We start from the raw sequence: 24,427 nt of genomic DNA, 5'->3' as shown, positions 1-24,427 counted from the left end.
GGCGGGAGGGGCCGATGCGCCGCACACCGTCGGGGGCGCGATCGCGACAACTCTACCGGAGCGCCGGGACCGCTCCGTGCCGTGTGACGACGTGACGGATGCGGGTCAGGCGCTGGGCAGCGTCAGACTCAGCGCGAGCAGGCTCATCCAGAACACCGCGACGATCCCGAGTCCGGCGAGGAACGTCAGAGCGAGCTCGCCCACCCGCCGCCGCCGGCCGATCGCGAAGGCGAACCCGAACACGATGACGGGGAACACCACGCCGAACAGGAGCGTCGCCCATCCGGTGCCGGTGAGACCGGTCTGGGCCATGGTGATGAGGTGCGCGACCGCGTTCCACACCGCGTAGGCGTAGAAGAGCCCGGCGAGGGCGATGACGGTCCACACGAGCCAGCGCGGCGAGCCGGTCGCCACGGCGGACGGTGACTTCGGAGCGCTCATGAACCGATCACCCCCACAGTCACGAACGGCCACGGCACGAGCAGTACGACGCCCGCCAGGAGCACGGCGGCGCGGATCCAGGAGGCCCGGCCCCGCGTCAGCACCCATGCCGCGAGGAACCACAGCGCGGGGGCGGCGATCGCCAGCACGAACCAGGGCAGGAACATGAAATCCGCGACGAGGAACGAGGCGAGTGGCTGCAGGCGGAGACCGCCCGCGATCCACCCCAGGGTGTAGAGCAGGTAGACGCCCCCGACGACCCCGACGAGGACCAGCATCGCGTTGCTGAGACCGGAGGGCGCCGCGGTCGTCTCGTCCCCCGACGCGGATGCGGGCGCCGCGGGCGCGACGGCCTCGACCGGCGTCGGTTCCGGAGTGGGCGTGGAGCGCCGTGCGGCGTCCCGGGGGCGTCGCTCCGCGCTGTCGTCGCCCTCCCAGCTCAGGGCGTCGTCCGAATCGGATGTCATCTCTCCAGCGTAGGACACCGCGGCCACTAGGCTCGGGGATGCCTCGGCGGGGTCGCCGAGGACTTTCGGGGGAAAGGACAACCATGGCCGAGAACGACCAGACGTCTTCCGCCGCGCCGCGTCGTCCCACGACCGGCGCCGCGACCGGCGAGCCGCCCGCGGGCTGGACGCCGAGCCCGGAGGCCAAGGCCTCCGCGACGCGCTTCCGCATCATCGCCACGGTCCTCTGGGCACTCGCCATCGCGGGCGAGGCCGTCGGCATCTTCTGGCTCCTGCGCCAGCGCGAGTTCGTCGACGAGGGCGGCAGGCTGCTCCGCGATCCGGACACCGGCCTCCTGGAAGAGCAGGGAGCGACCGCGCAATTCCCGCAGTGGGCGTTCATCGCCCTGCTCGTTCTGCTGGTCGTGATCGCCGCGCTGTCGATCGTCGGCTCGATCCTGTGGAAGAAGGCCAACACCCTCGACCCGGCGCGGCGCGCGGACAAGACGCGGTTCTTCGTCCAGAACCAGCTCGGCGCGATCATCGCGGTCGTCGCCTTCCTGCCCCTGGTCATCCTCATCTTCCTGAACAAGGACATGGACAAGGGGCAGAAGGCGACCGCCGGCATCGTGGGCATCGTCCTGGCCGTCCTCGCCGCGGTCGTCGGGACGAGCTTCGCCCCGCCGTCCGTCGAGCAGTACACCGCGGACCAGTCCGCCGTGATCCAGCTCCTCGGGGCCGATGAGGTCGTGTGGGTCGACGGCGGCAAGGTCTATCACGTCTGCGACGAGGTGCCCGCGATCCAGACCGGCAGCGAGATCCGCACCGGCACCACCTCCGAGGCCATCGAGGCGGGGAAGATACGGCTCACCCTGCAGTTCGCGTCCGAGCTGCGCACCTGCGGCCTGGCGGTGCCCGAGAACGCCGACGAGATCACCGAAGCCCTCCGCGCGATCCAGGCCGGTCAGGTCGACACGCCTCTGCCTGCTCCGGTCTGGGCCGACCCGACGGATGCGCCGATCCAGATCCAGGACGCCCCCGCCGACGCGGGCTGACGTCAGGAGCCGTGCAGGGCCTCGACGAGACGGTCCTCAGCCGAGGCGAGGTGGGCACGCAGCACGGCGGCCGCGCGCTCCGCGTCCCCGGCGGCGACGGCCTCGAGCATCTCGGCGTGCTGCGCGGCGATGAGTTCCGCGTCGAGGAGACGCCGCCCCTGCACCTGCGCCATGCACAGCCGCACCTCGTCCAGCACGCTCCGGTACATGCGGCTGGTGCGCTCGCTTCCCAGCGCGTCGATGAGGGCCGTGTGGAAACGGAGGTCGGGATCGACCGTCGCGGGGTCAGGGCCCGGTGCCATCGCCTGCAGCTCGGCGTTCGCCGCCACAGCGGCCGCCGGCACGGCCGCGCTCTCCGCCAGCTCGCGCAGCGCCGCGCTCTCCAGCCGGATCCGCGTGCGGTAGACGTCACGGACGGTCTCCGCCTCGATGCCGACCACGCGCGCCGTGCGATGCGCCGTCCGCACGAGCAGCCCGCTGGCCACGAGCTGCTCGATAGCCGCTTTGGCGCTGGGCCGGGCGACGCCGTAGGCCTGGGAGACGGCCGCCTCGGTCAGCGGCTCCCCCGAGCGGATCTCGCCGGAGAGGATCCGGCTGCGCAGCTGTCCGGTCACGGCGTCGACCACGCCGACCACGCCGAGGGGGCGCTCCGCGATCGAGGTCATGCGGAACAGTCTAGTGAGGCGCCCGTCGTTCAGTACACTTGTCAGACAATCTTCGAGCGGAGCAGAGGAGCACCGTGCCCACCACCCTCGACCACCCCCTCGATCCCGCACTGCTGGGGAACGAGACGCAGGTCCACGCCCGATCCATCGACCGGTTCGCCCGCGCCCACGACGCCTCGCATTACCTGCTCGTCCCGGACGCGGTGCTCTCCCCCGCGGACGCGGAGGGCGTCGCCCGCGCGTTCACAGCGGTCCGGGCGGCCGGGCGTACGCTCACGTTCCGCTCCGGCGGCACCAGCCTCTCCGGACAGGGCATCAGCGGCGACATCCTCGTCGACACGCGCAGCCACTTCCGCGACATCCACATCGAGGAGGACGGCGCCGCGGTGCGGGTCGGCCCCGGAGCCACGGTCCGGCAGGTGAACACACGGCTGTCCCGGTACCGCCGCAAGCTCGGACCGGATCCGGCCAGCGAGATCGCCTGCACGATCGGCGGCGTCGTCGCCAACAACTCCAGCGGCATGGCCTGCGGCATCACGGAGAACTCGTACCAGACGATCACCTCCATGGTCGTCGTGCTGCCCAGCGGCACCGTGCTGGACACCGGACGCGTGGACGCCGCGGATGTGCTCCGCGCCGCGGAACCCGCCCTGTTCGCCGGGCTGTCGTCGCTCCGGGAGCGGCTGCTCGCCGCGCCCGAGAACGTCGCCTTCCTCCGACAGCAGTTCTCGATGAAGAACACCATGGGCTACGGCCTGAACGCCCTGCTCGACTTCGACGACCCGGTGCGGATCCTCGAACACCTCCTCATCGGATCGGAAGGGACCCTCGGCTTCGTCGCGGAGGCCCGTTTCCGCACCATCGAGGTGCGCCCCGCGATCGCCACCGGCCTGCTCGTCTTCGAGACGCTGTCGGCGGCGATGACCGCGCTCCCCGCTCTCACGGAGCTCGGACTCGCGACGATCGAACTCCTCGACGCCGCCTCGCTGCGCGTCGCCCAGGGCCTGAGCGACGTCCCGGCCGCGATCTCCGAGATCGACGTCCAGGGCCACGCCGCGCTCCTCGTCGAGGTGCACGCCGCCGACGACGAATCCCTCGCCGTCGCGAGCGCATCAGCGCAGGCGCACTTCGATGCCCTCCCCCTCGCCGTCGCCCCACGCCTGACGACCGATGCGGCAGAGCGCGCCGCACTGTGGCACGTCCGCAAAGGCCTCTACACGGCGGTCGCCGGAGCGCGGCCGTCCGGCACGACCGCCCTCCTCGAAGACATCGTCGTCCCCGTCCCCCGGCTGCTGGCCACCTGCGAACGCCTGATCGAGCTGTTCGCGGAACACGGCTACGAGGGGTCCGTCATCTTCGGGCACGCGAAGGACGGCAACGTCCACTTCCTGCTGAACGAGCGTTTCGACGACCCCGACAGCGTGGCGCGGTACCGCCGCTTCACGGACGACCTCGTCGAGCTCGTCCTCGCGCAGGAGGGATCCCTCAAGGCCGAGCACGGCACCGGCCGCATCATGGCGCCGTTCGTGCGGCGGCAGTACGGCGACGAGCTCACCGACATGATGTGGGAGATCAAGCGGCTGTTCGATCCGGACGGGATCCTCAACCCCGGCGTCGTGCTCTCCGACGACCCGGACTCCTATCTGCAGGATCTGAAGCGCGTGCCCACGGTCGAGCACGAGGTGGACCGCTGCGTCGAGTGCGGGTACTGCGAGCCCACGTGCCCGAGCAAGAGCATCACCCTCACACCGCGGCAGCGCATCGTGCTGCGCCGGGACATGGCCTGGGCCGAGGAGCAGGGCGACACGGCGCTGCTGCGGGACCTCCGCGCCGACTACGACTACGACGGCGTGCAGACCTGCGCGGTCGACGGCATGTGCGGCGTCGCGTGTCCGGTGGACATCAACACCGGCGACCTCGTCCGCCGCCTCCGCGCCGAGCAGGAGAACGCCGTGGAGGGGGCCGCGTGGGGAACGGCGGCGAAGCACTGGAGCACCGTCACGCGCGCCGGCGGCGTCGCCCTCACGGTCGCCGACGCTCTCCCCGTCCCGCTCGTGCGCGGCGCGACGCGGGTCGGACGCGCGGTGCTCGGTGCCGACACCGTGCCCCTCTACGACGGCGGCCTCCCCCGCGGCGGCACCGCGCCGCCCCGACCGGTCTCACCGTCCGATGCCCAAGCCGTCTTCTTCGGCGCCTGCATCGGCACGATGTTCGGCCCGGAGGACGAGGGTCCCGGCTCCCGCGACGCCCTGCGCGCCCTGCTCGACCGCGCCGGGATCCCCGTCGTGGTCCCGGAGGAGAACGGCGGGCTCTGCTGCGGGACGCCGTGGAAGTCCAAGGGACACCTCGACGGCTATCGCCTCATGTCGAACCGGGTGCTGGCCTCGCTCTGGGACGCCAGCCGCCACGGGGAGCTCCCGGTCGTCTGCGATGCGGCCTCCTGCACCGAGGGCCTCGACGTGATGCTCACCCAGGCCGTCGCCGCCCATCCGGAGTACGCCGGTCTGCGCATCGAGGACGCCACCACGTTCGTCGCGCGGGAGGTGCTGCCGCGCCTCTCCGTCGATGCGAAGCTCCCCTCGATCGCCGTGCACCCGACCTGCTCGACGACCGCGCTCGGCGCGACGGGCGCACTGACGGCGATCGCTGCCGCCGTCGCCGACGAGGTCTTCGTGCCCGACGGCTGGGGCTGCTGCGCGTTCGCCGGCGACCGCGGCATGCTGCACCCCGAGCTCACCGCGAGCGCGACGGCGCAGGAATCGGCCGAGGTGGCCGCAGCCGATACGGCCCGCGGCGGCTTCGACGCCTTCGTGTCGGCCAACCGCACGTGCGAGATCGGCATGACCCGCGCCACCGGCCGCCCGTACCGCCATGTGATCGAGGTGCTCGAGGAGCGCACGCGCCCCTCGGGCGGACGGCACCGGGGCGCCACGGCATGACGTGCCCGAGCGGTGCGGGATCGGAACTCGGTTCGGCCGGTGGGTCGGAGCTATCACTCAGTCTCGGGGGACGCCCGTGGCGCGGGTGATGAGCGCATCGAACTGGCGATCGGAGAGGATCCTCCGTGCGCCGATCAGCGGCTTGGCGCCGAACCCGACCGCATAGCGGGTCTTCGGGCGGCGCGCCGTCACGGCAGCACCGATCGCCTCGGAGATCACCGACGGGGAGCTGTTGCGGTTCGCGTTCGCCTCGGACCGCAATGATGCGGCGACCGCGTCCGCCTGGCGCTTGTACGCCGAGGTCTTCGAGGCCTCGTCCAGATGGTCGGCGGCGATGCCACCCCACTCGGTCGCGATCCCGCCTGGCTCGATGACGACGACATCTATCCCGAAGGGGGCGAGCTCCAGCCGCAGGCAGTCGGAGAGTGCTTCAAGGGCGAACTTCGTGCCGTGGTACCAGCCTCCCAGCGGTGTGTAGATCTTCCCGCCCATCGAGGTGATGTTCACGATCGTCCCCGACTGCTGCGTGCGCATCTGCGGGAGGACCAACTGCGTGAGGGCCATCGCGCCGAAGACGTTGACCTCGAACTGGCGGCGCCCCTCGTCGATCGTGACATCCTCGATCGAGCCGTACGAGCCGTAGCCGGCGTTGTTGACGAGCACGTCGATGCGCCCCGTCTCGGCGATGATCGTCGCGACGCCATCCCTCATCGACTGCTCGTCGGTCACGTCCATCCCGAGGGAACGGATGCCGTCGGAGGCGAGCTTCTGCAGCCGATCGGTGCGTCTCGCCGCGCCGTACACGGTGAACCCCCGCGACTGGAGCTCGCGGGCAGTGGCCTCCCCGATGCCCGAGGAGGCGCCGGTGACGAGTGCGGTCTTAATGGTCATCCCATATCTCCCGATGTAAAGTGAACCCTGGTTCACAACATCATGAACGAGCATTCACTTTCGCGCAAGCGTGAGTCAGTCTCTCACTTACGACGTTCTCACCCCCAGGAGAAACGCATGGCACACGACCGCCCGTTGCGGGCCGACGCGGCCCGCAACCGCCGCAACATCCTCGAGGCCGCGCAGGCGGAGATCGGCGGAAGCGGACCGGACGTCGGGATGGACGAGATCGCGAAGGCCGCCGGCGTCGCCGTCGGCACCCTCTACCGGCACTTCCCCACGAAGGCTGATCTGCTGGCCGCCGTCATCTCCGAGTACGTCGCGCAGGTCGCGGACGACGCGGAGGCGTCACTGGCCCGTGCCCGGGACGGCGAGACGGCAGTCGACGAAGTCGTGGGATTCCTGGAGCGCGTGGTGGAGTCCGCCGCCCACACTCACGCTGTCAAAGCCGCGGCGAGGACCCTCGGCGTCGTGGGCCATGGCGATCAGTCCGACGAGGCTCGCGCAGGCGCGGCGCTGGCGGAGCTCATCTCCCGTGGCCAACGGGAGGGTGACATCCGTCCCGAGATCACGGTCGACGACTTCTACCTGCTGATGGCAACCTCACCCACCGACCAACCAGCCGAGGTCCGCCGTCGCTGGCTCGCGCTCGTGCTCCCCGGCATCACGACGCACGCCTGATCGCGGCAGGCGCGCCCGGCGTCTCTGCGCGTCAGGCGCCGTACGCGGTGAGCACGGCGACCGGAGCCTCGCGGAGTCCGGCCGGGATCACGATGCGGGTCGTGCCGCCGTCCACGGTCGCGTGGGCCGGGGTCCCGTCGGCCCACGACAGCGCGGCGGCCGCGAGCTCGGACGGCAGCTCGAACTCGCCTGCCGCCGGGTCGAGCGCATGCACGTGCACCGCGTCGGTGGAGGTGGTGTAGCGACGAGGAGCCCCCGTTCGCTCCCCCATCCGCGTCCAGGGCCGCGTGCCGTAGATCGCCGCGCCGTTCACGGACAGCCAGCCGCCGAGCTCCTGCATCGCCTTCCGCTGCAGCGCCGGAATGGATCCGTCCGCCGCGGGGCCCACGTTGATGAGCAGGTTGCCGTTCTTCGCGACGACGTCGACGAGGAGCCGGACCAGGGCCGCACCGGAGAGCGAGTGCCGCTCGTCCTCCGCCTGGTTGAACCCGAACGAGTAGCCGAGCCCGCGGGTCGACTCCCACGGCTCGGGGATGATGTCCGGGATGTGCGTGTATTCGCGGGTGAGGAAGCCGTGGTACGGCACGCCCCACCGGTCGTTGACGACGCCGTCCGGGACGGCGTCGAAGTAACGCCGTAGCAGTGCGGCCACGGCGTAGTCCTCCGTGCCCTTGCCGCCGTCCGGCCACTCGATGTCGTTCCAGAGCACGTCGGGCGCGAACCGGTCCACGAGCTCCTCGAGCTGCGCGGCGGCGTACCGGGAGAAGTGCGCGTCGTTGCGACGGAACCGGAACAGGTCGGTGTCCGACTCGATCGGCGGGAAGTCGCTCACGTGCCAGTCGAGCGCTCCGGAGTAGTACACGCCGAACTTGGCTCCGGCCCGCCGCGTGGCGTCGTGGAACTCGGAGATGAGGTCACGACGAGGGCCGCGCGCAACGGCGTTGAATCCCGTCGTGGCGGTGTCCCACAGACAGAACCCCTCGTGGTGCTTGGTCGTGGGCACGACGTAACGCGCCCCCGCCGACACGAGCTCACCGACGAAGGCGTCAGCATCGAAGGCGTCGGCGTCCCACTGGTCGGCGAGGTCCTCGTACGAGGTCCCTGGGCCGTAGGTGCGCTGGTGACGCTCCCATGTCGGGCTGCCCGGGATGCGCACCGTGTTGCCGTACCACTCCGCGTACTGGTGCCACGCATAGGCGTCCTCGGTGGGGATGTTCACGCCCTCCCCGTGCTGCACGGCCCACGCCGGCACGGAGTACAGCCCCCAGTGCACGAAGAAGCCGAGCTTGGCGTCGCGGTACCAGTCCGGCACGCCGTTCGCGGGGTAGACCGGGGACGCCGCACCGAAGTCGGGGCCGGTGCGCTTCTCGAAGTTCATCATGATGCCGTGTCCTCCTCGTCGGCCCCGCGGCGCACGACCACCGCGGTCAGATCGGGGTCGCCTGTCGTGTCGAACGGGAACACCCCGGAGCACAGGCGATGGTGTCCGAGGCGGAGCAGGTCCTGGTCCACCCCGCCCGGGGTGAGCGCCAGCGTCCATCCCGCCGCCAGCTCATACAGCTCCGGCTCCAGGTAGCCGATCTTCACGACCACGACGTCGGCCGTCGTCGGCTCGAGCCCCAGCATCCGGAAGTCGGAGAGGTGGTGGAAGGGCTTGCGGCGCGCGGTCACGATGGCGTGCAGCCCGCCGACAGCGATCACCACCTGGGTGCCGGCGTCCGGGTCGCCGTCGGTGACGGAGAACACCGTGCCGGTGATCTCGACCGGTCCGTGGGGCCCGGAGTCGACCGCGGCGCCGGCGGACAGCGTGACCGTCGCACCGACGCCCGCCTCCACGGCTTCGGCGACGGCCCGCGGATCGAAGATCGAGGCGACCAGCGTCGTGTGCGTCCCGTCGGTGAGCTCGGGTCGCTGGAGCAGCTGGGCGAGGGTCCAGGTCACATCGCCCGCTCCCCCGGCCGTCGGGTTGTCCCCGGAGTCGGAGATCACGTACGGACGCGGGGCTCCGGACGCCAGGGCCTCCTCCAGCGCCTCGTCGAGGCTTCCGGTCTTCGCGACGAAGACGAAATCCTCCCGCGCCTCCCAGAACATCCGGGCCACGCGCTCCGCCTCCCGGGCGATGACCTCACGGTCGTCCCCGGTGACCACGACGTACGCCTGGCAGCGCGGCTCGTCCGCCCACGCGTAGCCGATCCACACGGAGGCGTCGACGACACCGGGCAGAGCCTCGATCTCGGGGAGCTCGGCATAGATGCCCTGCGCGGGCTCGAGCCGCGTGCTCGTCTTCTCCCCCGGCAGGAGCACGGGCACGGGCACCCAGGCGGTGAAGGGTCGCCGCGCCTGCACATCGCCGCCGTGCGGTCCGCGGAGACGGTCGAGCAGGTTCCACACCGCCCGCTCCTTCGTGTTCAGCCAGTCCTCGTGCGGGGCCATGCGGTAGCAGGTGAGCAGATCCACCGCGTCGCGCAGCGTCTCCGAGACGTTGCCGTGCAGATCCATCGACGTGGAGACGAGGGTGTCCGGACCGAGCGCCTCCCGCACCGCGAGAGCCAGATCCCCCTCGGCATCGTCCATCCCGACGACGCTCATCGCGCCGTGGATGTCGAAGAAGAAGCCGTCGAACGGGCCTTGCGTGCGGATCCCCTCGACGAGCGCGTCCTTCATCCGCCGATAGGTGTCCGGGTCCACGGCGCCGCCGGGGAGCGACCGCCCGTGCGTGAGCGGGACCCACTCCGCCGCCTCGGCGAGCTCGCGTCCGGCGTCGAGGAACGGGTAGTACGCCCGCAGTGCATCGCCGGTGCGGATCGTGAAGGCCTCGTCCCCGGAGATGTGCGGGGAGAAGGTGCTCGACTCGATGGAGATGCCGCCGATGCCGATCCGGGGCCGCGCGAGCCCGCCCTCGGCGAGCGGCGGCAGCGGACCCATCCAGATCTCGTGGGCTTCCGGGCGTGCGGTCACGGTGGTGTTCTCCTCTGCGGTCGCAGTCGTGGTCAGGAAACGGGGGCGAGGGCGCGTCGGGCGCTCTCGATGGCGCCGAGCGCGACGGCGTCGGCTCCGAGGACGGCGGGGACGACGCGCAGCGCGATCCCCGACACCGGGGCATCGGTACCGAGCGTCCGCTCGATCGACGGCTCCAGGAGGTCCCAGGCGGCCGTGACCCCGCCGCCGACGATGGCGATCGGCAGGTCGAGGAGCGTCGCGGCACTGGCGCAGGCGAGAGCGAGCGCCCGTCCGGCGGCGTCGAACACCGCGCGGGCGTCGGCGTCGCCGGCCCGGGCGGCCTCCGCGACCTCCCTGGCATCGTTCACCGGACGACCGGTGCGCTCCTCGAACCGCCGGGCGATCGACGTCCCGGAGGCCAGGGTCTCCAGGTGACCGGTCTGCCCGCAGGTGCAGACGAGGTCGCTGTAACCGGGCGTGTGCCCGATCTCGCCGGCCGCGCCGTGCGGGCCGTGGTGCAGCTCCCCGCCGATGACCAGCGCGCCGCCGACGCCTGTGCCGAGCATCACACCGAGCACATCGGGCACGCTCGGGCCCGCCGCGGCGGCTTCACCGAGGAGGAAGGCGTTCACGTCGTTCTCCACCCGCACCGGGACACCGAGGCGCTGCGCCAGCTCCGGGCCGAGCGGGAAGCCCGCCCAGTCCGCGAACAGGGCGGACGCGGCGCGGATGGTGCCGCTCTCATGGTCGATGACGCCCGCGGCGCCCACCCCCACCGCGGCGACGGCGACACCGGCCTCGGCCGCCAGCCGCGCGACGAGGCCGGCCGCGGCGTCCGCCATCGCCGAGCCGCCGACGCTCGCGGGCGCCGGGACGCTTCCGCGTGCGAGGACGCCTCCGAAGGCGTCCACGACGAGGGCCGCGATCTTCGTGCCCCCGATGTCCACCCCCGCCAGCGCCAGGTCGGATCCGAGGCCCGTGGTCGTTCGTCGAGGTTCGTCCGTCTGCTGCCCGACCGCGCTCATCGTCCGCCCAGTCCGGCCATCGCGATGCCTTTGACCAGATGCTTCTGCAGCACGATCACGAGCAGGGTGGTGGGGATCATCGAGATGATCGCTGCGGCCATCTGCAGGTCCCACCGGGTGCCGGTGAGACCGGCGAAGCTCGCCAGACCGACCGGCAGCGTGCCGTGCGCGTTGTAGTCGACCGTGACGATGAGGGGCCAGAGGTAGCTGTTCCAGAAGGACAGGAACGTGAAGACCGCGAGCACCGCGACCGCGGACTTCGACAGCGGCAGGATGATCTGCAGGAAGGACCGGACAGGGCCGGCGCCGTCGACACGGGCTGCCTCCTCCAGCTCGTAGGGGATGCCGCGGAAGAACTGCCGCATCAGGAACGTGCCGAAGGCGCCGAACGCGAAGGGAAGGATGAGCGCCTGATAGGTGTCGACCCAGTTGAACCACTGCATGACCTGGAACATGGGGATGACGAGCACCTCGGCGGGCACCATCAGCGTGGCCAGGAAGAGGACGAAGACCGCGTCGCGGCCCTTCCAGCGCAGGCGCCCGAACGCGTATCCGGCGGTCGTGGACACCACGAGCACGACCAGGGTGCCGCCGATCGCCACGATGAACGAGTTCATGATGTACGTGAGGAACGGTCCGTAGGCGAAGACGTCGACGAAGTTGCTCCAGCGGAGCTCGGAGCCCACGAGCGTCGGCGGCATCGAGAACATCTCGGAGTTCGGCTTGAGGGCCGAGAAGAACGCGTAGACGAGCGGCGCGATGAAGATGAGCGCCGCGACGTAGATGGTGACGTGCGCGAGGATCAGTCGGGCGCGCGCGCCCGGCGTGGTCGCCGCACCACGCGCCTTCTCCCGCTCGCGCTGACGCCGCGGGGCGGTGCCGGTGGGCCGGACGAGGGTCTCAGTGCTCATAGTGCACCCACTTCTTCTGTGCGGCGAACTGGATGCCCGTGATCGCGATGATGATCGCGAACAGGATCCACGCGGCGGCGGCGGCGAGTCCGAGATCGCCGAAGGTGAAGCCCTGCTCCCAGATGTACATCACGAGGGGCTTGGTGGCGTTGCCGGGGCCGCCTCCGGTGAGCATCTGCGGCTGGACGAAGACCTGGAGCGAGGTGATCATCGTCATGATCGTCGCGAAGAAGATCGACGGCGAGATCATCGGGATGATGATGCTCCACACACGCCGGATGCCCTGTGCGCCATCGATACTGGCCGCTTCCAGGACGCTCTCCGGGAGCTGCTCGAGGGCGGCGGAGAAGATCAGCATGTTGTAGCCGAGTCCCTGCCAGACGCTCATCACGACGACCATGATCATCGCCCAGTTGGGGTCGGCGAGGAAGTTCGGCAGCTCGATGCCGAACCAGGTGACCGAGAGGCCGTTGAAGAGCCCCTGCGGCTGCAGCATCATCTTCCACACCAGGACGTTCGCGACCATCGGGGTCACGACGGGGATGAAGAAGAGGACGCGCAGGGCACCGCGGCCGCGGATGCGGGGGCCGAGGCCGAGGGCGAGCACGAGCGAGAGAGCGACGCTCAACGGCACGTACAGCAGCGTGTACACGGCCGAGTTGCGCAGCGCGGGCCAGAAGTCCGGGCTGCTGGTGAACAGTTTGACGTAGTTGTCCACCCCGTTGAAGGTGCGTTCGCCGAAGGTCGGCCAGTCGAAGACGCTCATCACGATCGAGAGCCCCACGGGCACGATCGTGAACAGGGCGAGGCCCACCAGGGCCGGGCTTGCGAAACCCAGCGCCTGGCGGCCCTCGACCTTGGCGAGCGATCCTCGACGTCTCGTCGTGATCGTCATCTCGTTGTCTTTCTCTGTTACTGCTGTGCGAGCCGGATCCGGCTCACTCGCCGAACTGCGCCTGGGCGTTCGACAGCAGCTCCTCCATCGTCATCTGGCCGTTGTAGACGCTGACGAGGTTGGGCTGGATGTAGCTGTCGAGCTTCTGCCAGTTCTTGGTCATGTACAGCGGCACCGTGTCACCGAACGCGGCCTCGAACACCGACTGGACCTGGTCGCGGTACTGCTCGTCGATCGACTCGAAGTACAGCGGCTGCGACGAGATGCGGGCCGGGTAGGAGCGGCCGGACGACGCGATGTAGTCCTGCGCGTCCTCGCCGACGAGGGAGCCGAGAACCTTCAGCGCGGCCTCCGGGTTCTTGCAGTTCTCGGCGATGCCGTAGCCGGAGCCGAGGATGGGACCGGGGTTGCCGTCCACACCCGCGGGCAGCGGCACCATGCCGGCGGCGAAGCCGGACTCGTTGTTGAGGTAGCTGACGGCGTTCCAGGTGCCGTCGACGGCCATGGCCGCGTTGCCACCCGTGTACTGGTTCTCGCCCCAGCCGGTGTCGGAGGCGGAGGCGACCGGAGCCGCGACCTTCTTCTCCGTGACCAGGCCGGCGTACCAGGACGCGGCGTCGACGAAGTCCTCGTCGTCGATGTGCAGCGTGCCGTCCTCGGAGGCGGGCTGCGTGGCGGAGTACGCGATCGGCATCGACATCCACTGGTAGCCGCCCATGCCCATGCCGAAGCCGTACTTGCCGTCCTTCGTGGCGTCGGCGGCGATCGTGTCGAAGTCGTCGAACGTCCAGCCGATCTCCGGCGTGGCGGCACCGGCGGCGCTGAGCATGTCCTGGTTGTAGTAGACGAGCATCGTGGCGACGTCGAACGGCACGCCGTAGACCTTGCCCTCGAAGCTGAGGATGCCGTCGGCGCTCGGGTTGAACTCCGACCAGTCGATGCCCGCGGTCTTGAGATCCTCGTCGCTGAGCTCGCGGAAGCCGGCCGTGTAGCCGCCGAGCTGCGCGCCGCTCATGCCGGTGATGCACGCCATGTTGCCGCTGGCCATGTTGGTCGTGAGCTTGGTGAAGAAGTCACTCCACGGCGACGTCTGCAGCTTGATCTTGATGTCCGGGTTCTGCTTCTGCGCGAACTCGATCTGCGCCTCCAGCGCATCGACGTCCGACTCGCTGCCGGCCCACATGTCCACGACGATGGTGTCGCCGTCGGCCGAGCCTCCGGATCCCCCGCTGCTCGCACAGCCGGTCATCGCCACGGCCACGCCCGCGACAGCGGCGACAGCCCCCACACGCAACTTCTTCATTGAATGCCTCCTGAGAAGGGAACGGTTATTTCGAGACTCGAACTAACCAATTAGGATTTCGTATGAAGTTACGCTGTCATAGTTCGCAAGGTGCCGCAAGCTGAACATCCGATGTTTATAGGGTGGTGATAATTCGTCACTCCCCCGAAACATGCGACACCCCCGCTACGCTGACGATGCTCCGAGACGAAGGGCCTCCATGACGAACCCCGCCGACACCCCCGTCGACGATCCGCACACACGGCGCATCCTCGACTTCGTCGCGCGCGGGCAGGCCCGCTCCCGCTCGGAGCTCGCCTCCGCCCTCGGCGTGGCCGCCTCCACCGTCGGCCTGCGCGTACAGGCGCTTCTCGATGCCGGCGTGCTGGAGGAGGCAGGGGCCGGCACCTCCCGCGGGGGACGACGGCCGCGCGTGCTCCGGATCGCCGGCGACGGCATCGTGCTGTCCGCCGATCTCGGCGGGCGCCATGCCCGCATCGGGCGGCACGACCTCAGCGGCGGCCTGCTCCACTCGGAGACCATCGCGATCGACGTCGCGGACGGCCCTGGGGCCACGCTGGAGAGAGTGTCGGAGGTGTTCGAGCGCCTGCTCGCCGAGACGCGGGTCCACGCGATCGGCGTGAGCCTGCCCGGCCCCGTCGACGTCGCGACCGGCTCCGTGGATCAGCCCTCGCGGATGCCGGGGTGGCCCGGATTCCGCGTCGGCGAGCACCTCGCGGAGCGCCACGGCGTCCCCGTCGTCGTCGACAACGACGCCAATCTCGCCGCCCTCGGCGAGCACCGTCGCCAGCTCGGGCACACCCGGCACAGCATCACCGTCAAGGCGGGCACCGCGATCGGCAGCGGGATCATCGTGGACGGCCACATCCACCGCGGGGCCACCGCTGCGGCCGGCGACATCACGCACACGCGCATCGACGGCAGCGGGGACATCCCCTGCTCCTGCGGCAACACCGGCTGCCTGGAGACCGTGGCCAGCGGCGCGAGCCTCGTCCGCCAGATGCGCGAGCGCGGCAACACCGACGTCCGCACCACGGCCGACGTGCTGACACTGGCACGGGACGCGGACCCGCTGGCGACGACGCTCGTCCGCACCGCCGGGACCCACCTGGGTCAGGCGCTCTCCGGGGTCGTGAACTTCTTCAACCCGCACGCCCTCTTCCTCACCGGGAGCATGAGCGCCTCCGAGCCGTTCATCGCCGCGGTGCGCAGCCGGGTCTACGAGGCCTGCCACCCGCTCGCGACCCAGCGCCTGCGGATCGAGGCCGCGGCCACCGGCGCGGACGCGATCCTGCACGGCGCCGCACGGCTCGCGCTGGAGGGCATGGAGATCCCGGTGGCGACGGCCTGAGCCGCCGCCACCGACGGCCTCACTCCCCTGTCAGGCGCAGCTCGATGACCGGCATCAGCACGTCGGGACGCCGTACCGGGAGATGCACCGTGAGCGTCCCCTCGGCCTCGCCTGCCGGCGTCATCAGGTCGGCCTGCTGGTCCGGATCGCTGATGCTCGTGCGCAGCCAGGACCCATCGTTCAGCAGGCGCGCATACGAGACCCTGCTCGCGAGTCCCGGCAGATGCACGAAGCCCAGCGGCCAACTGAACAGGCTCAGGTAGAGCCGGTCGCCGCGGAGCGTGTACACGCCCTCTCGGGGCGGCGTGAACGGCGCATGACCGGCCCCGATCACGGCGCGGTCGTGGAGCCGCATCCACTCGCCGATCTCGGCGAGGGTCGCCGCGTCCCGGGGGGCGATCGCCCCCCGGCCGTCCGGACCGATGTTGAGCAGCATGTTGCCGCCCATCGACACCGAGTCGACGAGCATCTGCACGAGCAGCACCGGCGACTTCTGGTCGGTGTTGTCCCGGTGATAGCCCCAGGAGCCGTTGAGCGTCTGGCACGCCTCCCACACGAGGGGCACGCCGTCGCGGACGATCGGAGCCGTCGGCTGGTACTGCTCTGGCGTCACGAAGTCCGCGGGGATGCCGAGCCGGTCGTTGACGAGCATCTCCGGCTGCAGCTCACGGCACAGCGCGAGCAGCGCCTCGGCGTCCCAGTCCTGCGGCCCCTTCCCCTCCCAGCCGTCCTTGGACTCCGGGTAGGTGAAGTCGAAGAACAGGTAGTCGATGTCGCCGTACCCGGTGAGCAGCTCGCGGACCTGACCGTGCAGGTACTCCCGGTAGCGGGCCATGTCGCGCCCCTCGTTCAGGGCGTGCGCGTTCTCGTCGTCGCGTCGGGGGTGGTTCCAGTCCACCGTGAAGTCGGGGTGATGCCAGTCGATGACCGAGTGGTAGAGGCCGACGCGGATCCCTTCGGCACGGAGGGCGTCGACGTACTCGCGGACGAGGTCCCGTCCGACCGCCGTGACGGAGGTGAAGTCGGTCAGCTTCGAGTCCCAGAGGCAGAAGCCGTCATGGTGCTTGGTCGTGAGCACGACGTAGCCCATCCCCGTCTCCTTGGCGGTCTTCGCCAGGGCCGCGGCATCGAAGAGGTCGGGATCGAAGTTGTCGAAATAGGGGCGGTACTCCTCGTCGGTGAGGCGTTCGTAGTTCTGCACCCACTCGTGCCGCGCGGCTCCGCTGTAGAGGCCGAAGTGGACGAACATGCCGAAGCGGGCGTCATCAAACCATTCCTGTCGCATGCGTCCATCCTGGCACAGACATCCGATGTCTGCGCCCGTGAATGCTGTGCGGAACGCCGAACGGGCGCCCCCGAGGGGACGCCCGTTCGTTCGCGAGTCGAATCAGCGCGCGGCGCTGCCGTCGACGTAGTCCTCGTCCTGCTGCTTCCAGGCGAAGAGCGAACGCAGCTCCTTGCCGGTCGCCTCGATCGGGTGCTGCTCCTCCTTGGCGCGGAGGGCGAGGAACTCCTCGGCCCCGTTGTCCTGGTCCTCGATGAAGCGCTTCGCGAACGCGCCGGACTGGATGTCGGACAGGACGCCCTTCATGCTCTCCTTGACGCGCTCGTCGATCACGCGCGGACCGGAAACGTAGTCGCCGAACTCGGCGGTGTCGGAGATCGACCAGCGCTGCTTGGCGATGCCGCCCTCCCACATGAGGTCGACGATGAGCTTGAGCTCGTGCAGGACCTCGAAGTAGGCGATCTGCGGCTGGTAGCCTGCCTCGACGAGGGTCTCGAAGCCCGCCTGCACCAGGTGGCTCATGCCACCGCAGAGCACGGCCTGCTCGCCGAACAGGTCGGTCTCGGTCTCCTCGGTGAAGGTCGTCTTGATGACGCCGGCGCGGGTGCCGCCGATCGCCTTCGCGTACGAGAGCGCGAGGTCCCAGGCGTGACCGGACGCGTCGCGCTCGACGGCGATGATGTCCGGAATGCCGCGGCCGGCGACGAACTCGCGACGCACGGTGTGACCGGGAGCCTTCGGCGCGACGAGGATCACGTCGACACCCTCGGGAGCGTCGATGTAGCCGAAGCGGATGTTGAAGCCGTGCGCGAAGGCCAGGGTCTTGCCCGCCGTCAGGTTCGGGGCGATGGACTCGCTGTAGATCGTGCGCTGGTGCTGGTCCGGCGCGAGGATCATGATGACGTCGGCCCACTCGGTCGCCTCGGCGACGGTCTTCACGGGGAAGCCGGCCTCCTCGGCCTTCGCGGCGGACTTCGAGCCCTCCTTGAGGGCGATCGCGACCTCGACACCCGAGTCGCGCAGGTTCTGGGCGTGGGCGTGGCCCTGCGAGCCGTAGCCGACGATGGCGACCTTCTTGCCCTGGATCAGGGACAGGTCGGCGTCGTCGTCGTAGAAGATCTCGGTGCTCACTGGTTTCTCTCCTTGGTTGTGGTTGTGCGGGACGCGCGGTCCCTGAGTCTGTCGAAGGGTCAGCCGCGCAGGACGCGCTCGGTGATGCTCTTGCCGCCGCGGCCGATCGCGAGGAGGCCGGACTGGGCGATCTCCTTGATGCCGAAGGGCTCCAGAGCGCGCAGCAGCGCCTCGACCTTGCCCTTGTCTCCGGTGACCTCGATGACGAGGGCGTCGGCGGCGTAGTCGACGACCGAGGCGCGGAAGAGGTTGACGACCTCGATCACGTTCGAACGGCTGGCGTTGTCGGTGCGCACCTTCACGAGCATGTGCTCGCGCTGCACGGACGCCGCCGGGTCGAGCTCGACGATCTTGATGACGTTGATCAGCTTGTTGAGCTGCTTGGTCACCTGCTCGAGCGGCAGCTCCTCCACGTCGACGACGACCGTGATGCGGGAGATCCCCGGCACCTCGGTCACGCCGACGGCGAGGGAGTCGATGTTGAAGCCCCGGCGCGCGAACAGGCCGGCGACGCGGGTCAGAAGGCCGGGGGTGTTCTCCACCAGCAGGCTCAGGACGTGGGTCGACATGGCTCAGTCCTCCTCGTCGAACGCGGGCGCGTGGTCGCGCGCGTACTGGACATAGCTGTTGCTGACCCCCTGCGGCACCATCGGCCACACCATGGAGTCGGCGCTCACGACGAAGTCGATCACCACGGGGCGGTCGTTCGTCTCCAGCGCGAGCTGGATGGCGGCGTCGACCTCCTCCTCCTTCTCCACGCGGATCGCGAGGCAGCCGTACGCCTCCGCGAGCTTCACGAAGTCGGGGATGCGGATCGTGCCGTGCCCGGTGTTCAGGTCGGTGTTGGAATGACGGCCGTCGTAGAAGAGCGTCTGCCACTGCCGGACCATGCCCAGAGACGAGTTGTTGATGATCGCGACCTTGATCGGGATGTTGTTGATCGCGCAGGTGGCGAGCTCCTGATTGGTCATCTGGAAGCAGCCGTCGCCGTCGATCGCCCAGACCTGGCGTTCCGGCTCCGCGACCTTGGCGCCCATGGCCGCCGGCACCGAGTAGCCCATCGTGCCCGCGCCGCCGGAGTTCAGCCAGGCGTTCGGGCGCTCGTACTTGATGAACTGCGCAGCCCACATCTGGTGCTGCCCCACACCGGAGGCGAAGATGCCCTCCGGACCGGTGAGCTCTCCGATGCGCTGGATCACGTACTGCGGGGCGAGCAGGCCGTCGGTCGTCGGCGCGTACCCGAGGGGGAACTCGTTGCGGAGTCCGTCGAGGTACGACCACCACTCCTCGATGTCGGGCTTCGCGTCGGCCGTCGCTCCGCGGAAGGCGGCATCGAGATCGGTGAGCACGTCGCGCACATCGCCCACGATCGGCACGTCGGCCGTGCGGATCTTGGAGATCTCCGCCGGATCGATGTCGACGTGCACGACCTTCGCGTGCGGCGCGAACAGCGCGGCCTTGCCCGTGACGCGATCGTCGAACCGGGCGCCGAGCGAGACGAGGAGATCGGCCTCCTGCAGCGCGAGCACGGCGGGAACCGTGCCGTGCATGCCCGGCATGCCCAGGTGCTGCGGGTGCGAGTCGGGGAACGCGCCGCGCGCCATCAGCGTGGTGACGACGGGCGCGCCGGTCGACTCGGCGAGCTCGAGCAGCTCGGCCGCGGCACGGCCGCGGACGACGCCTCCACCCACGTACAGCACCGGCTTCTTCGCCTCGGCGAGGAGGGCGGCTGCCGCCTGGATCTGCTTGCCGTGCGCCTTGGTCACCGGTCGGTACCCGGGGAGGTCGATCTTCGGCGGCCACACGAACGGGGCCGTCGCCTGCTGCGCATCCTTGGTGATGTCCACGAGCACGGGACCGGGACGACCGGTGCCGGCGATCTCGTAGGCCGCGGCGATGGCACCGGGGATGTCGGCGGCGTCCTTCACCAGGAACGAGTGCTTGGTGATCGGCATCGTGATCCCCACGATGTCGGCCTCCTGGAACGCGTCCGTCCCCATCAGCGTCGAGAACACCTGGCCTGTGATCGCGAGCAGCGGCACCGAGTCCATGTAGGCGTCGGCGATCGCCGTGACGAGGTTGGTCGCTCCGGGACCGGAGGTGGCGATGCACACGCCGACCTTGCCGGATGCGGACGCGTAGCCCTCGGCCGCGTGACCCGCGCCCTGCTCGTGCCGCACGAGGATGTGGCGCAGCTGCGAGGCGTCCATGAGCGGGTCGTAGACCGGGAGGATCGCGCCGCCGGGAAGGCCGAAGACGTCCGTGACGCCGAGAAGCTCGAGCGAGCGGACGACGGCCTCCGCACCGGTGATCTCCGGAGCGGATGGACGGGCGGGCGGCCTCGGCACGGCCGAGACGGAGTCAGCAGTCATGACTTTCCTTCTGATGAACTGTGCGGGACACCGGCGCTCCGATCGAGCGGTTGCTGAGCCGGTCGATGGATCAGCCGGTCGTCGCTCCCTCGGCGGCGGACCGCACGAGGCGCGAGTACTTGGCAAGAACGCCTCGGGTGTAGCGCGGGGGAAGCGGCTCCCAGCCAGAGCGGCGGGAGGCGAGCTCTGCCTCGTCGACGAGTAGATCGAGAGAGCGAGCTGCGATATCGACCCGTATCAGATCACCATCGCGCACGAAGGCGATAGGACCTGCGTCCACCGCTTCGGGTGCTATGTGGCCGATGCACAGGCCGGTTGTGCCGCCTGAGAATCGTCCGTCCGTCAAGAGTAGTACATCTTTTCCGAGCCCCGCGCCCTTGATGGCCGCGGTGATGGCGAGCATCTCGCGCATGCCCGGTCCGCCCTTGGGGCCCTCGTACCGGATGACGATGACCGTCCCCGGCTCGATGCTGCCCTCGGCGACCGCGTCCATGGCGGCGCGCTCCCGCTCGAACACCCGCGCGGGGCCCTCGAAGACGGCAGCGTCGAAGCCGGCGGTCTTGACCACGGCACCCTCCGGCGCGAGCGATCCGTGCAGGATCGTCAGGCCGCCGGTGGCGTGGATCGGGTTGTCGAACGTGTGGATGACCTCGCCGTCGATCGGCTGCGGGTCGAGCTCGGCGAGGTTCTCGGCGAGCGTCTTGCCGGTGACCGTGAGCGCGTCGCCGTGCAGCAACCCTTCGTCGAGCATGGCCTTCATGATCACGGGGATGCCGCCGTGCCGGTCGACGTCGTTCATGACGTACTTGCCGAACGGCTTCATGTCGGCCACGTGCGGGACCTTGTCGCCGATGCGGTTGAAGTCGTGCAGGCTCAGCTCGACCTCGGCCTCGCGGGCGATCGCGAGCAGGTGGAGGACGACGTTGGTCGAGCCGCCGAGGGCCATCGCGAGGGCGATCGCGTTCTCGAACGCCTCCTTGGTGAGGATGTCGCGCGTCGTGATCCCCTGGCGGAGCAGGTTCACGACCGCCTCGCCCGAGCGGTGCGCGAAGTAGTCGCGTCGGCGGTCGGCGGCGGGCGGCGCGGCGGAGCCCGGGAGGCTGAGCCCGAGCGCCTCGGCGACGGAGGCCATGGTGTTGGCCGTGTACATGCCGCCGCACGCGCCCTCACCGGGAGCGATGGCGCACTCGATGCGCTTGAGGTCCTCCTCGCTCATGAGGCCGGCACGGCAGGCACCGACCGCCTCGAACGAGTCGATGATCGTGACGTCCTTCTCGGTGCCGTCGGAGAGCTTGACCCAGCCCGGCGCGATCGACCCGGCGTAGAGGAAGACGCTCGACAGGTCGAGGCGCGCGCTGGCCATGAGCATGCCGGGGATCGACTTGTCGCAGCCCGCGAGCAGGACGGAGCCGTCGAGGCGCTCGGCCATCATCACGGTCTCGACCGAGTCGGCGATGACCTCGCGGGAGACGAGCGAGAAGTGCATCCCCTCGTGGCCCATCGAGATGCCGTCCGAGACGGAGATGGTTCCGAACTGCAGCGGGTACCCGCCGCCGGAGTGCACGCCCTCCTTCGCGCCCTGCGCGAGCCGGTCGAGGCTCAGGTTGCAGGGCGTGATCTCGTTCCAGCTCGACGCGATGCCGATCTGCGGCTTGTCCCAGTCGGCATCCCCCATGCCGACGGCGCGGAGCATGCCGCGGGAGGTCGTGGCCTCGATGCCGTCGGTGACGACGCGACTGCGGGGCTTGATGTCGATGGGCGCGCTGGCGGAGGGATCATGCGAGGACATGACGAGAGTCTATTCCTGCGCGACGGCCCTCTCGTTCGCGAGCGTCTCCAGAAGCGCGGCGATCTGTTGTGGAGAGTCCACACGGAGGGTCGCGGCGCTCTCCCCCGGCCCGACGCGCACGCCGAGGTCGCCCTCCTGCAGCGCGCGCATCGCATCCTCGTCGGTCACGTCGTCGCCGGCGAAGAGGATGCCCGTCGCGTCGAAGCGCTCACGGAGGGCGATCATCGCGGCGTCCTTCCCCTCGTTCCGCGACGAGAACTCCAGCACCCGGTGGCCGGCACGCCGCCGCCACTGCGGGAAGCGCTCGGCGACGAGGGCATCGATCTCGGCGAAGACCTTCTCCTCGGTGTCCCGGTCCGCGCGGCGAGTGTGCACGCCCATGCCGAAGGTCTTGGGCTCCAGTTCCGCCCCCTCGTAACGGTCGATGATCGGTTGCGCGGCAGCCCACAGCTCCTCCCGCGCCCCGGTCTCGGTCGCATCGCCCGGCGCGTCGGCGGCCCCCTCGCCGGGGAACCAGTACTGCGCGCCGTGGGAGCCGGCGAGGACGACGACGGAGTCGTCGGTGTGCTCGGTGATCTCGCGGAGGTCGTGCATGCTGCGCCCGGAGACGTAGGCGACCACGGTGTCGGGCATCGCAGCGAGGCGATTCATCTGCACGGCCACCTCGGGAAGCGCCCGCGCGGCCATGGGATCCACGACGAGCGGGGACGCGGTGCCGTCGAAGTCGAGGGCGACCACCAGGCGCGGCGTCGTCGCGAGGGCGGTGAGGTCGGCGTCGGCGGTTCCGGGGATCCAGGGGCGCGTCACGGTGTCTCCGATCGAGAGGAAGAAGGGGGTGCAGGAAGGGCGGTCAGCGGCTGCGGACGTCCGCGAGGGCCTCGAGGAAGGACGACGACCAGGCGTTCACGTCGTTGTCGAGCACCCGTCGGCGCAGGGACCGCATGCGGCGTCCCTGCTCGGCGGGCGACATCTCCACGGCCTCCATGATCGCGTCCTTGAGCCCGGCGATGTCGTGCGGGTTGACGCGCACGGCCTGACGGAGCTCGTCCGCCGCGCCGGTGAACTCGCTGAGCACCAGCACGCCGCGGTTGTCCGTCCGCGTGGCGATGTACTCCTTCGCGACGAGGTTCATGCCGTCGCGCAGCGCCGTCACGAGCATGACGTCCGCCGCGAGGTACAGGGCGACCATCTCCTCGCGCGGGTATCCCTGATGCAGGTAGCGGATGGCGGAGTGGCCGACCGTGTCGTGGTCGCCGTTGATGCGGGCCACCGCGAGCTCGATCTCGTCCCGGAGGTGCGCATAGGCGTCCACCCGCTCCCGGCTCGGGCTCGCCACCTGGATGAGGGTGACGTCCTCCACATCGAGGCGGCCGTCTTCGAGGAGCTCGCCGTAGGCCTTGATCCGGTGCCCGATGCCCTTGGTGTAGTCCAGGCGGTCGACGCCGAGGAGGATGCGCTTGGGGTTGCCGAGGCTCGCGCGGATCTCCGCGGCCCGCGCCCGGACGTCCTCCCGCGCGGCGAGTTCGAGGTACGGGGCGGTGTCGATGGAGATCGGGAACGCCTTGGCGATCGCCGTCCGCGACCCGCCCTGCTCCGGGACCGTGATGTTCGGCCCCTTCACCTCGTAGCGCAGCCGGCGCCGCACCGCGGTGAGGAAGTAGGTCGCGTCCTGCGCCCGCTGGAAACCGATGACGTCGGCGCCGAGCAGTCCGCGGAGGACCTGGTCGCGCCAGGGAAGCTGAGCGTAGAGGCCGTGCGCGGGGAACGGGATGTGGTGGAAGTAGCCGATCGTGACATCGGGGCGCAGCTCGCGGACCATCTGGGGCACGAGCTGGAGCTGGTAGTCGTGGACCCAGACGGTCCCGTCCTCAGCGGCGGCGGCCGCGGCAGCCTCGGCGAACCGGCGATTGACCCGCACATACGCCTCCCACCACTCACGGTGGTACTGCGGCGGGGCGATGACGTCGTGGTAGAGCGGCCAGATCGTGTCGTTGGCGAAGCCCTCGTAATAGTCCGCGACCTCCTCGGAGCTCAGCGTCACCGGGATGAGATGGATCCCATCGGCATCGAAGGCCTCGAGCTCCACGTCCGGCTGACCGGGCCAGCCGACCCAGGCGCCGTGCACGCGGCGCATCATCGGCTCGAGGGCGGCGACGAGTCCGCCGGGCGACGTCCGCCAGGTCTCCTCGCCGTCCGGCCCCACGACCCGGTCCACCGGGAGGCGGTTGGCGACGACGACGAAATCAGCAGCGGTCACAGGGGCACTCCTCGGTCCAGGAGCTTCCAACCTACCGAGGATGAGCGCCG

General features: G+C 70.0%; 21 protein-coding genes. 4 read left to right on the top strand and 17 right to left on the bottom strand.

From position 1 onward, the window contains the following. Positions 1–105 precede the first annotated feature (105 nt). Both C6C15_RS07615 and C6C15_RS07610 read right to left on the bottom strand, forming a co-directional pair. Positions 106–441: a hypothetical protein gene (locus tag C6C15_RS07615; protein WP_105949734.1), complete on the bottom strand. Its 336-nt coding sequence runs from the start codon at positions 439–441 to the stop codon at positions 106–108. Further along, positions 438–908 (bottom strand): hypothetical protein, encoded by a 471-nt coding sequence (locus tag C6C15_RS07610; protein ID WP_105949733.1) that lies wholly within the window; start codon positions 906–908, stop codon positions 438–440. The genes C6C15_RS07615 and C6C15_RS07610 overlap by 4 nt, the downstream gene beginning before the upstream one ends. Before the next feature lie 83 nt (positions 909–991). Between C6C15_RS07610 and C6C15_RS07605 the strand changes: the two genes are divergently transcribed. Continuing rightward, complete coding sequence (locus C6C15_RS07605) at positions 992–1,942, top strand: hypothetical protein (protein ID WP_105949732.1); 951 nt, start codon at positions 992–994, stop codon at positions 1,940–1,942. 2 nt (positions 1,943–1,944) lie between these two features. On the opposite strand, the gene C6C15_RS07600 is transcribed toward C6C15_RS07605, so the two are convergent. Continuing rightward, positions 1,945–2,607: a GntR family transcriptional regulator gene (locus tag C6C15_RS07600; RefSeq protein ID WP_105949731.1), complete on the bottom strand. Its 663-nt coding sequence runs from the start codon at positions 2,605–2,607 to the stop codon at positions 1,945–1,947. A 74-nt stretch (positions 2,608–2,681) separates the two neighbouring features. Here C6C15_RS07600 and C6C15_RS07595 point away from each other — a divergent pair, with 74 nt between their 5' ends. After that, positions 2,682–5,546, top strand: a complete 2,865-nt coding sequence (locus C6C15_RS07595; protein WP_105949730.1) for an FAD-binding and (Fe-S)-binding domain-containing protein — start codon at positions 2,682–2,684, stop codon at positions 5,544–5,546. Positions 5,547–5,603: 57 nt separating this feature from the next. Here the strand turns inward: C6C15_RS07595 and C6C15_RS07590 are convergent, their stop codons facing one another. Then, positions 5,604–6,437: an oxidoreductase gene (locus C6C15_RS07590; RefSeq protein ID WP_105949729.1), complete on the bottom strand. Its 834-nt coding sequence runs from the start codon at positions 6,435–6,437 to the stop codon at positions 5,604–5,606. Positions 6,438–6,554: 117 nt separating this feature from the next. Between C6C15_RS07590 and C6C15_RS07585 the strand changes: the two genes are divergently transcribed. Next, a complete protein-coding gene (locus C6C15_RS07585; protein ID WP_105949728.1) occupies positions 6,555–7,118 on the top strand; it encodes a TetR/AcrR family transcriptional regulator in 564 nt (187 codons plus the stop codon). Positions 7,119–7,149: 31 nt separating this feature from the next. On the opposite strand, the gene C6C15_RS07580 is transcribed toward C6C15_RS07585, so the two are convergent. The 6 genes from C6C15_RS07580 to C6C15_RS07555 form a co-directional block, all read right to left on the bottom strand. Then, positions 7,150–8,499, bottom strand: a complete 1,350-nt coding sequence (locus tag C6C15_RS07580) for an alpha-L-fucosidase (RefSeq protein WP_105949727.1) — start codon at positions 8,497–8,499, stop codon at positions 7,150–7,152. Then, positions 8,496–10,043, bottom strand: a complete 1,548-nt coding sequence (locus C6C15_RS07575) for a M81 family metallopeptidase (protein WP_324970203.1) — start codon at positions 10,041–10,043, stop codon at positions 8,496–8,498. The genes C6C15_RS07580 and C6C15_RS07575 overlap by 4 nt, the downstream gene beginning before the upstream one ends. A 65-nt stretch (positions 10,044–10,108) precedes the next feature. Continuing rightward, positions 10,109–11,083, bottom strand: a complete 975-nt coding sequence (locus tag C6C15_RS07570; protein WP_105949725.1) for an ROK family protein — start codon at positions 11,081–11,083, stop codon at positions 10,109–10,111. Then, entirely contained in the window at positions 11,080–11,994 is a 915-nt protein-coding gene (locus C6C15_RS07565; protein WP_060920974.1) for a carbohydrate ABC transporter permease, read from the bottom strand. The genes C6C15_RS07570 and C6C15_RS07565 overlap by 4 nt, the downstream gene beginning before the upstream one ends. Next, entirely contained in the window at positions 11,984–12,889 is a 906-nt protein-coding gene (locus C6C15_RS07560) for a carbohydrate ABC transporter permease (protein ID WP_060920975.1), read from the bottom strand. The genes C6C15_RS07565 and C6C15_RS07560 overlap by 11 nt, the downstream gene beginning before the upstream one ends. A 43-nt stretch (positions 12,890–12,932) precedes the next feature. Next, positions 12,933–14,192, bottom strand: a complete 1,260-nt coding sequence (locus tag C6C15_RS07555; RefSeq protein ID WP_060920976.1) for an ABC transporter substrate-binding protein — start codon at positions 14,190–14,192, stop codon at positions 12,933–12,935. 199 nt (positions 14,193–14,391) lie between these two features. On the opposite strand from C6C15_RS07555, the gene C6C15_RS07550 reads away from it, so the two are divergent. Next, positions 14,392–15,543, top strand: a complete 1,152-nt coding sequence (locus C6C15_RS07550) for an ROK family transcriptional regulator (protein WP_105949724.1) — start codon at positions 14,392–14,394, stop codon at positions 15,541–15,543. Between the two features lie 19 nt (positions 15,544–15,562). On the opposite strand, the gene C6C15_RS07545 is transcribed toward C6C15_RS07550, so the two are convergent. The 7 genes from C6C15_RS07545 to C6C15_RS07515 form a co-directional block, all read right to left on the bottom strand. After that, on the bottom strand, positions 15,563–16,828 hold the full coding sequence (locus C6C15_RS07545; protein ID WP_105949723.1) for an alpha-L-fucosidase: 1,266 nt from the start codon (positions 16,826–16,828) through the stop codon (positions 15,563–15,565). A 102-nt stretch (positions 16,829–16,930) separates the two neighbouring features. Beyond that, positions 16,931–17,959: a ketol-acid reductoisomerase gene (ilvC, locus tag C6C15_RS07540; RefSeq protein WP_060920979.1), complete on the bottom strand. Its 1,029-nt coding sequence runs from the start codon at positions 17,957–17,959 to the stop codon at positions 16,931–16,933. 59 nt (positions 17,960–18,018) lie between these two features. Then, positions 18,019–18,528, bottom strand: a complete 510-nt coding sequence (gene ilvN, locus C6C15_RS07535) for an acetolactate synthase small subunit (RefSeq protein ID WP_105949722.1) — start codon at positions 18,526–18,528, stop codon at positions 18,019–18,021. Between the two features lie 3 nt (positions 18,529–18,531). Next, the gene (locus tag C6C15_RS07530; RefSeq protein WP_025103267.1) at positions 18,532–20,331 is read right to left on the bottom strand and encodes an acetolactate synthase large subunit; all 1,800 of its coding nucleotides are present in this window, start codon (positions 20,329–20,331) and stop codon (positions 18,532–18,534) included. A 70-nt stretch (positions 20,332–20,401) separates the two neighbouring features. After that, positions 20,402–22,120: a dihydroxy-acid dehydratase gene (ilvD, locus tag C6C15_RS07525; RefSeq protein ID WP_060920981.1), complete on the bottom strand. Its 1,719-nt coding sequence runs from the start codon at positions 22,118–22,120 to the stop codon at positions 20,402–20,404. A 9-nt stretch (positions 22,121–22,129) separates the two neighbouring features. After that, positions 22,130–22,927, bottom strand: coding sequence for a trehalose-phosphatase (gene otsB, locus C6C15_RS07520; RefSeq protein WP_105949721.1), 798 nt, complete (start codon positions 22,925–22,927; stop codon positions 22,130–22,132). Positions 22,928–22,970: 43 nt separating this feature from the next. After that, positions 22,971–24,377 (bottom strand): alpha,alpha-trehalose-phosphate synthase (UDP-forming), encoded by a 1,407-nt coding sequence (locus tag C6C15_RS07515; RefSeq protein ID WP_060920982.1) that lies wholly within the window; start codon positions 24,375–24,377, stop codon positions 22,971–22,973. Between the last annotated feature and the right edge of the window lie 50 nt (positions 24,378–24,427).

Origin of the sequence: Microbacterium sp. str. 'China', from assembly GCF_002993305.1 — a bacterium.
In the GTDB taxonomy this organism is placed as follows: domain Bacteria; phylum Actinomycetota; class Actinomycetes; order Actinomycetales; family Microbacteriaceae; genus Microbacterium; species Microbacterium paraoxydans.
The sequence above is the reverse complement of the archived record's forward strand: the minus strand, read 5'-3'. Positions and strand labels throughout refer to the sequence as shown.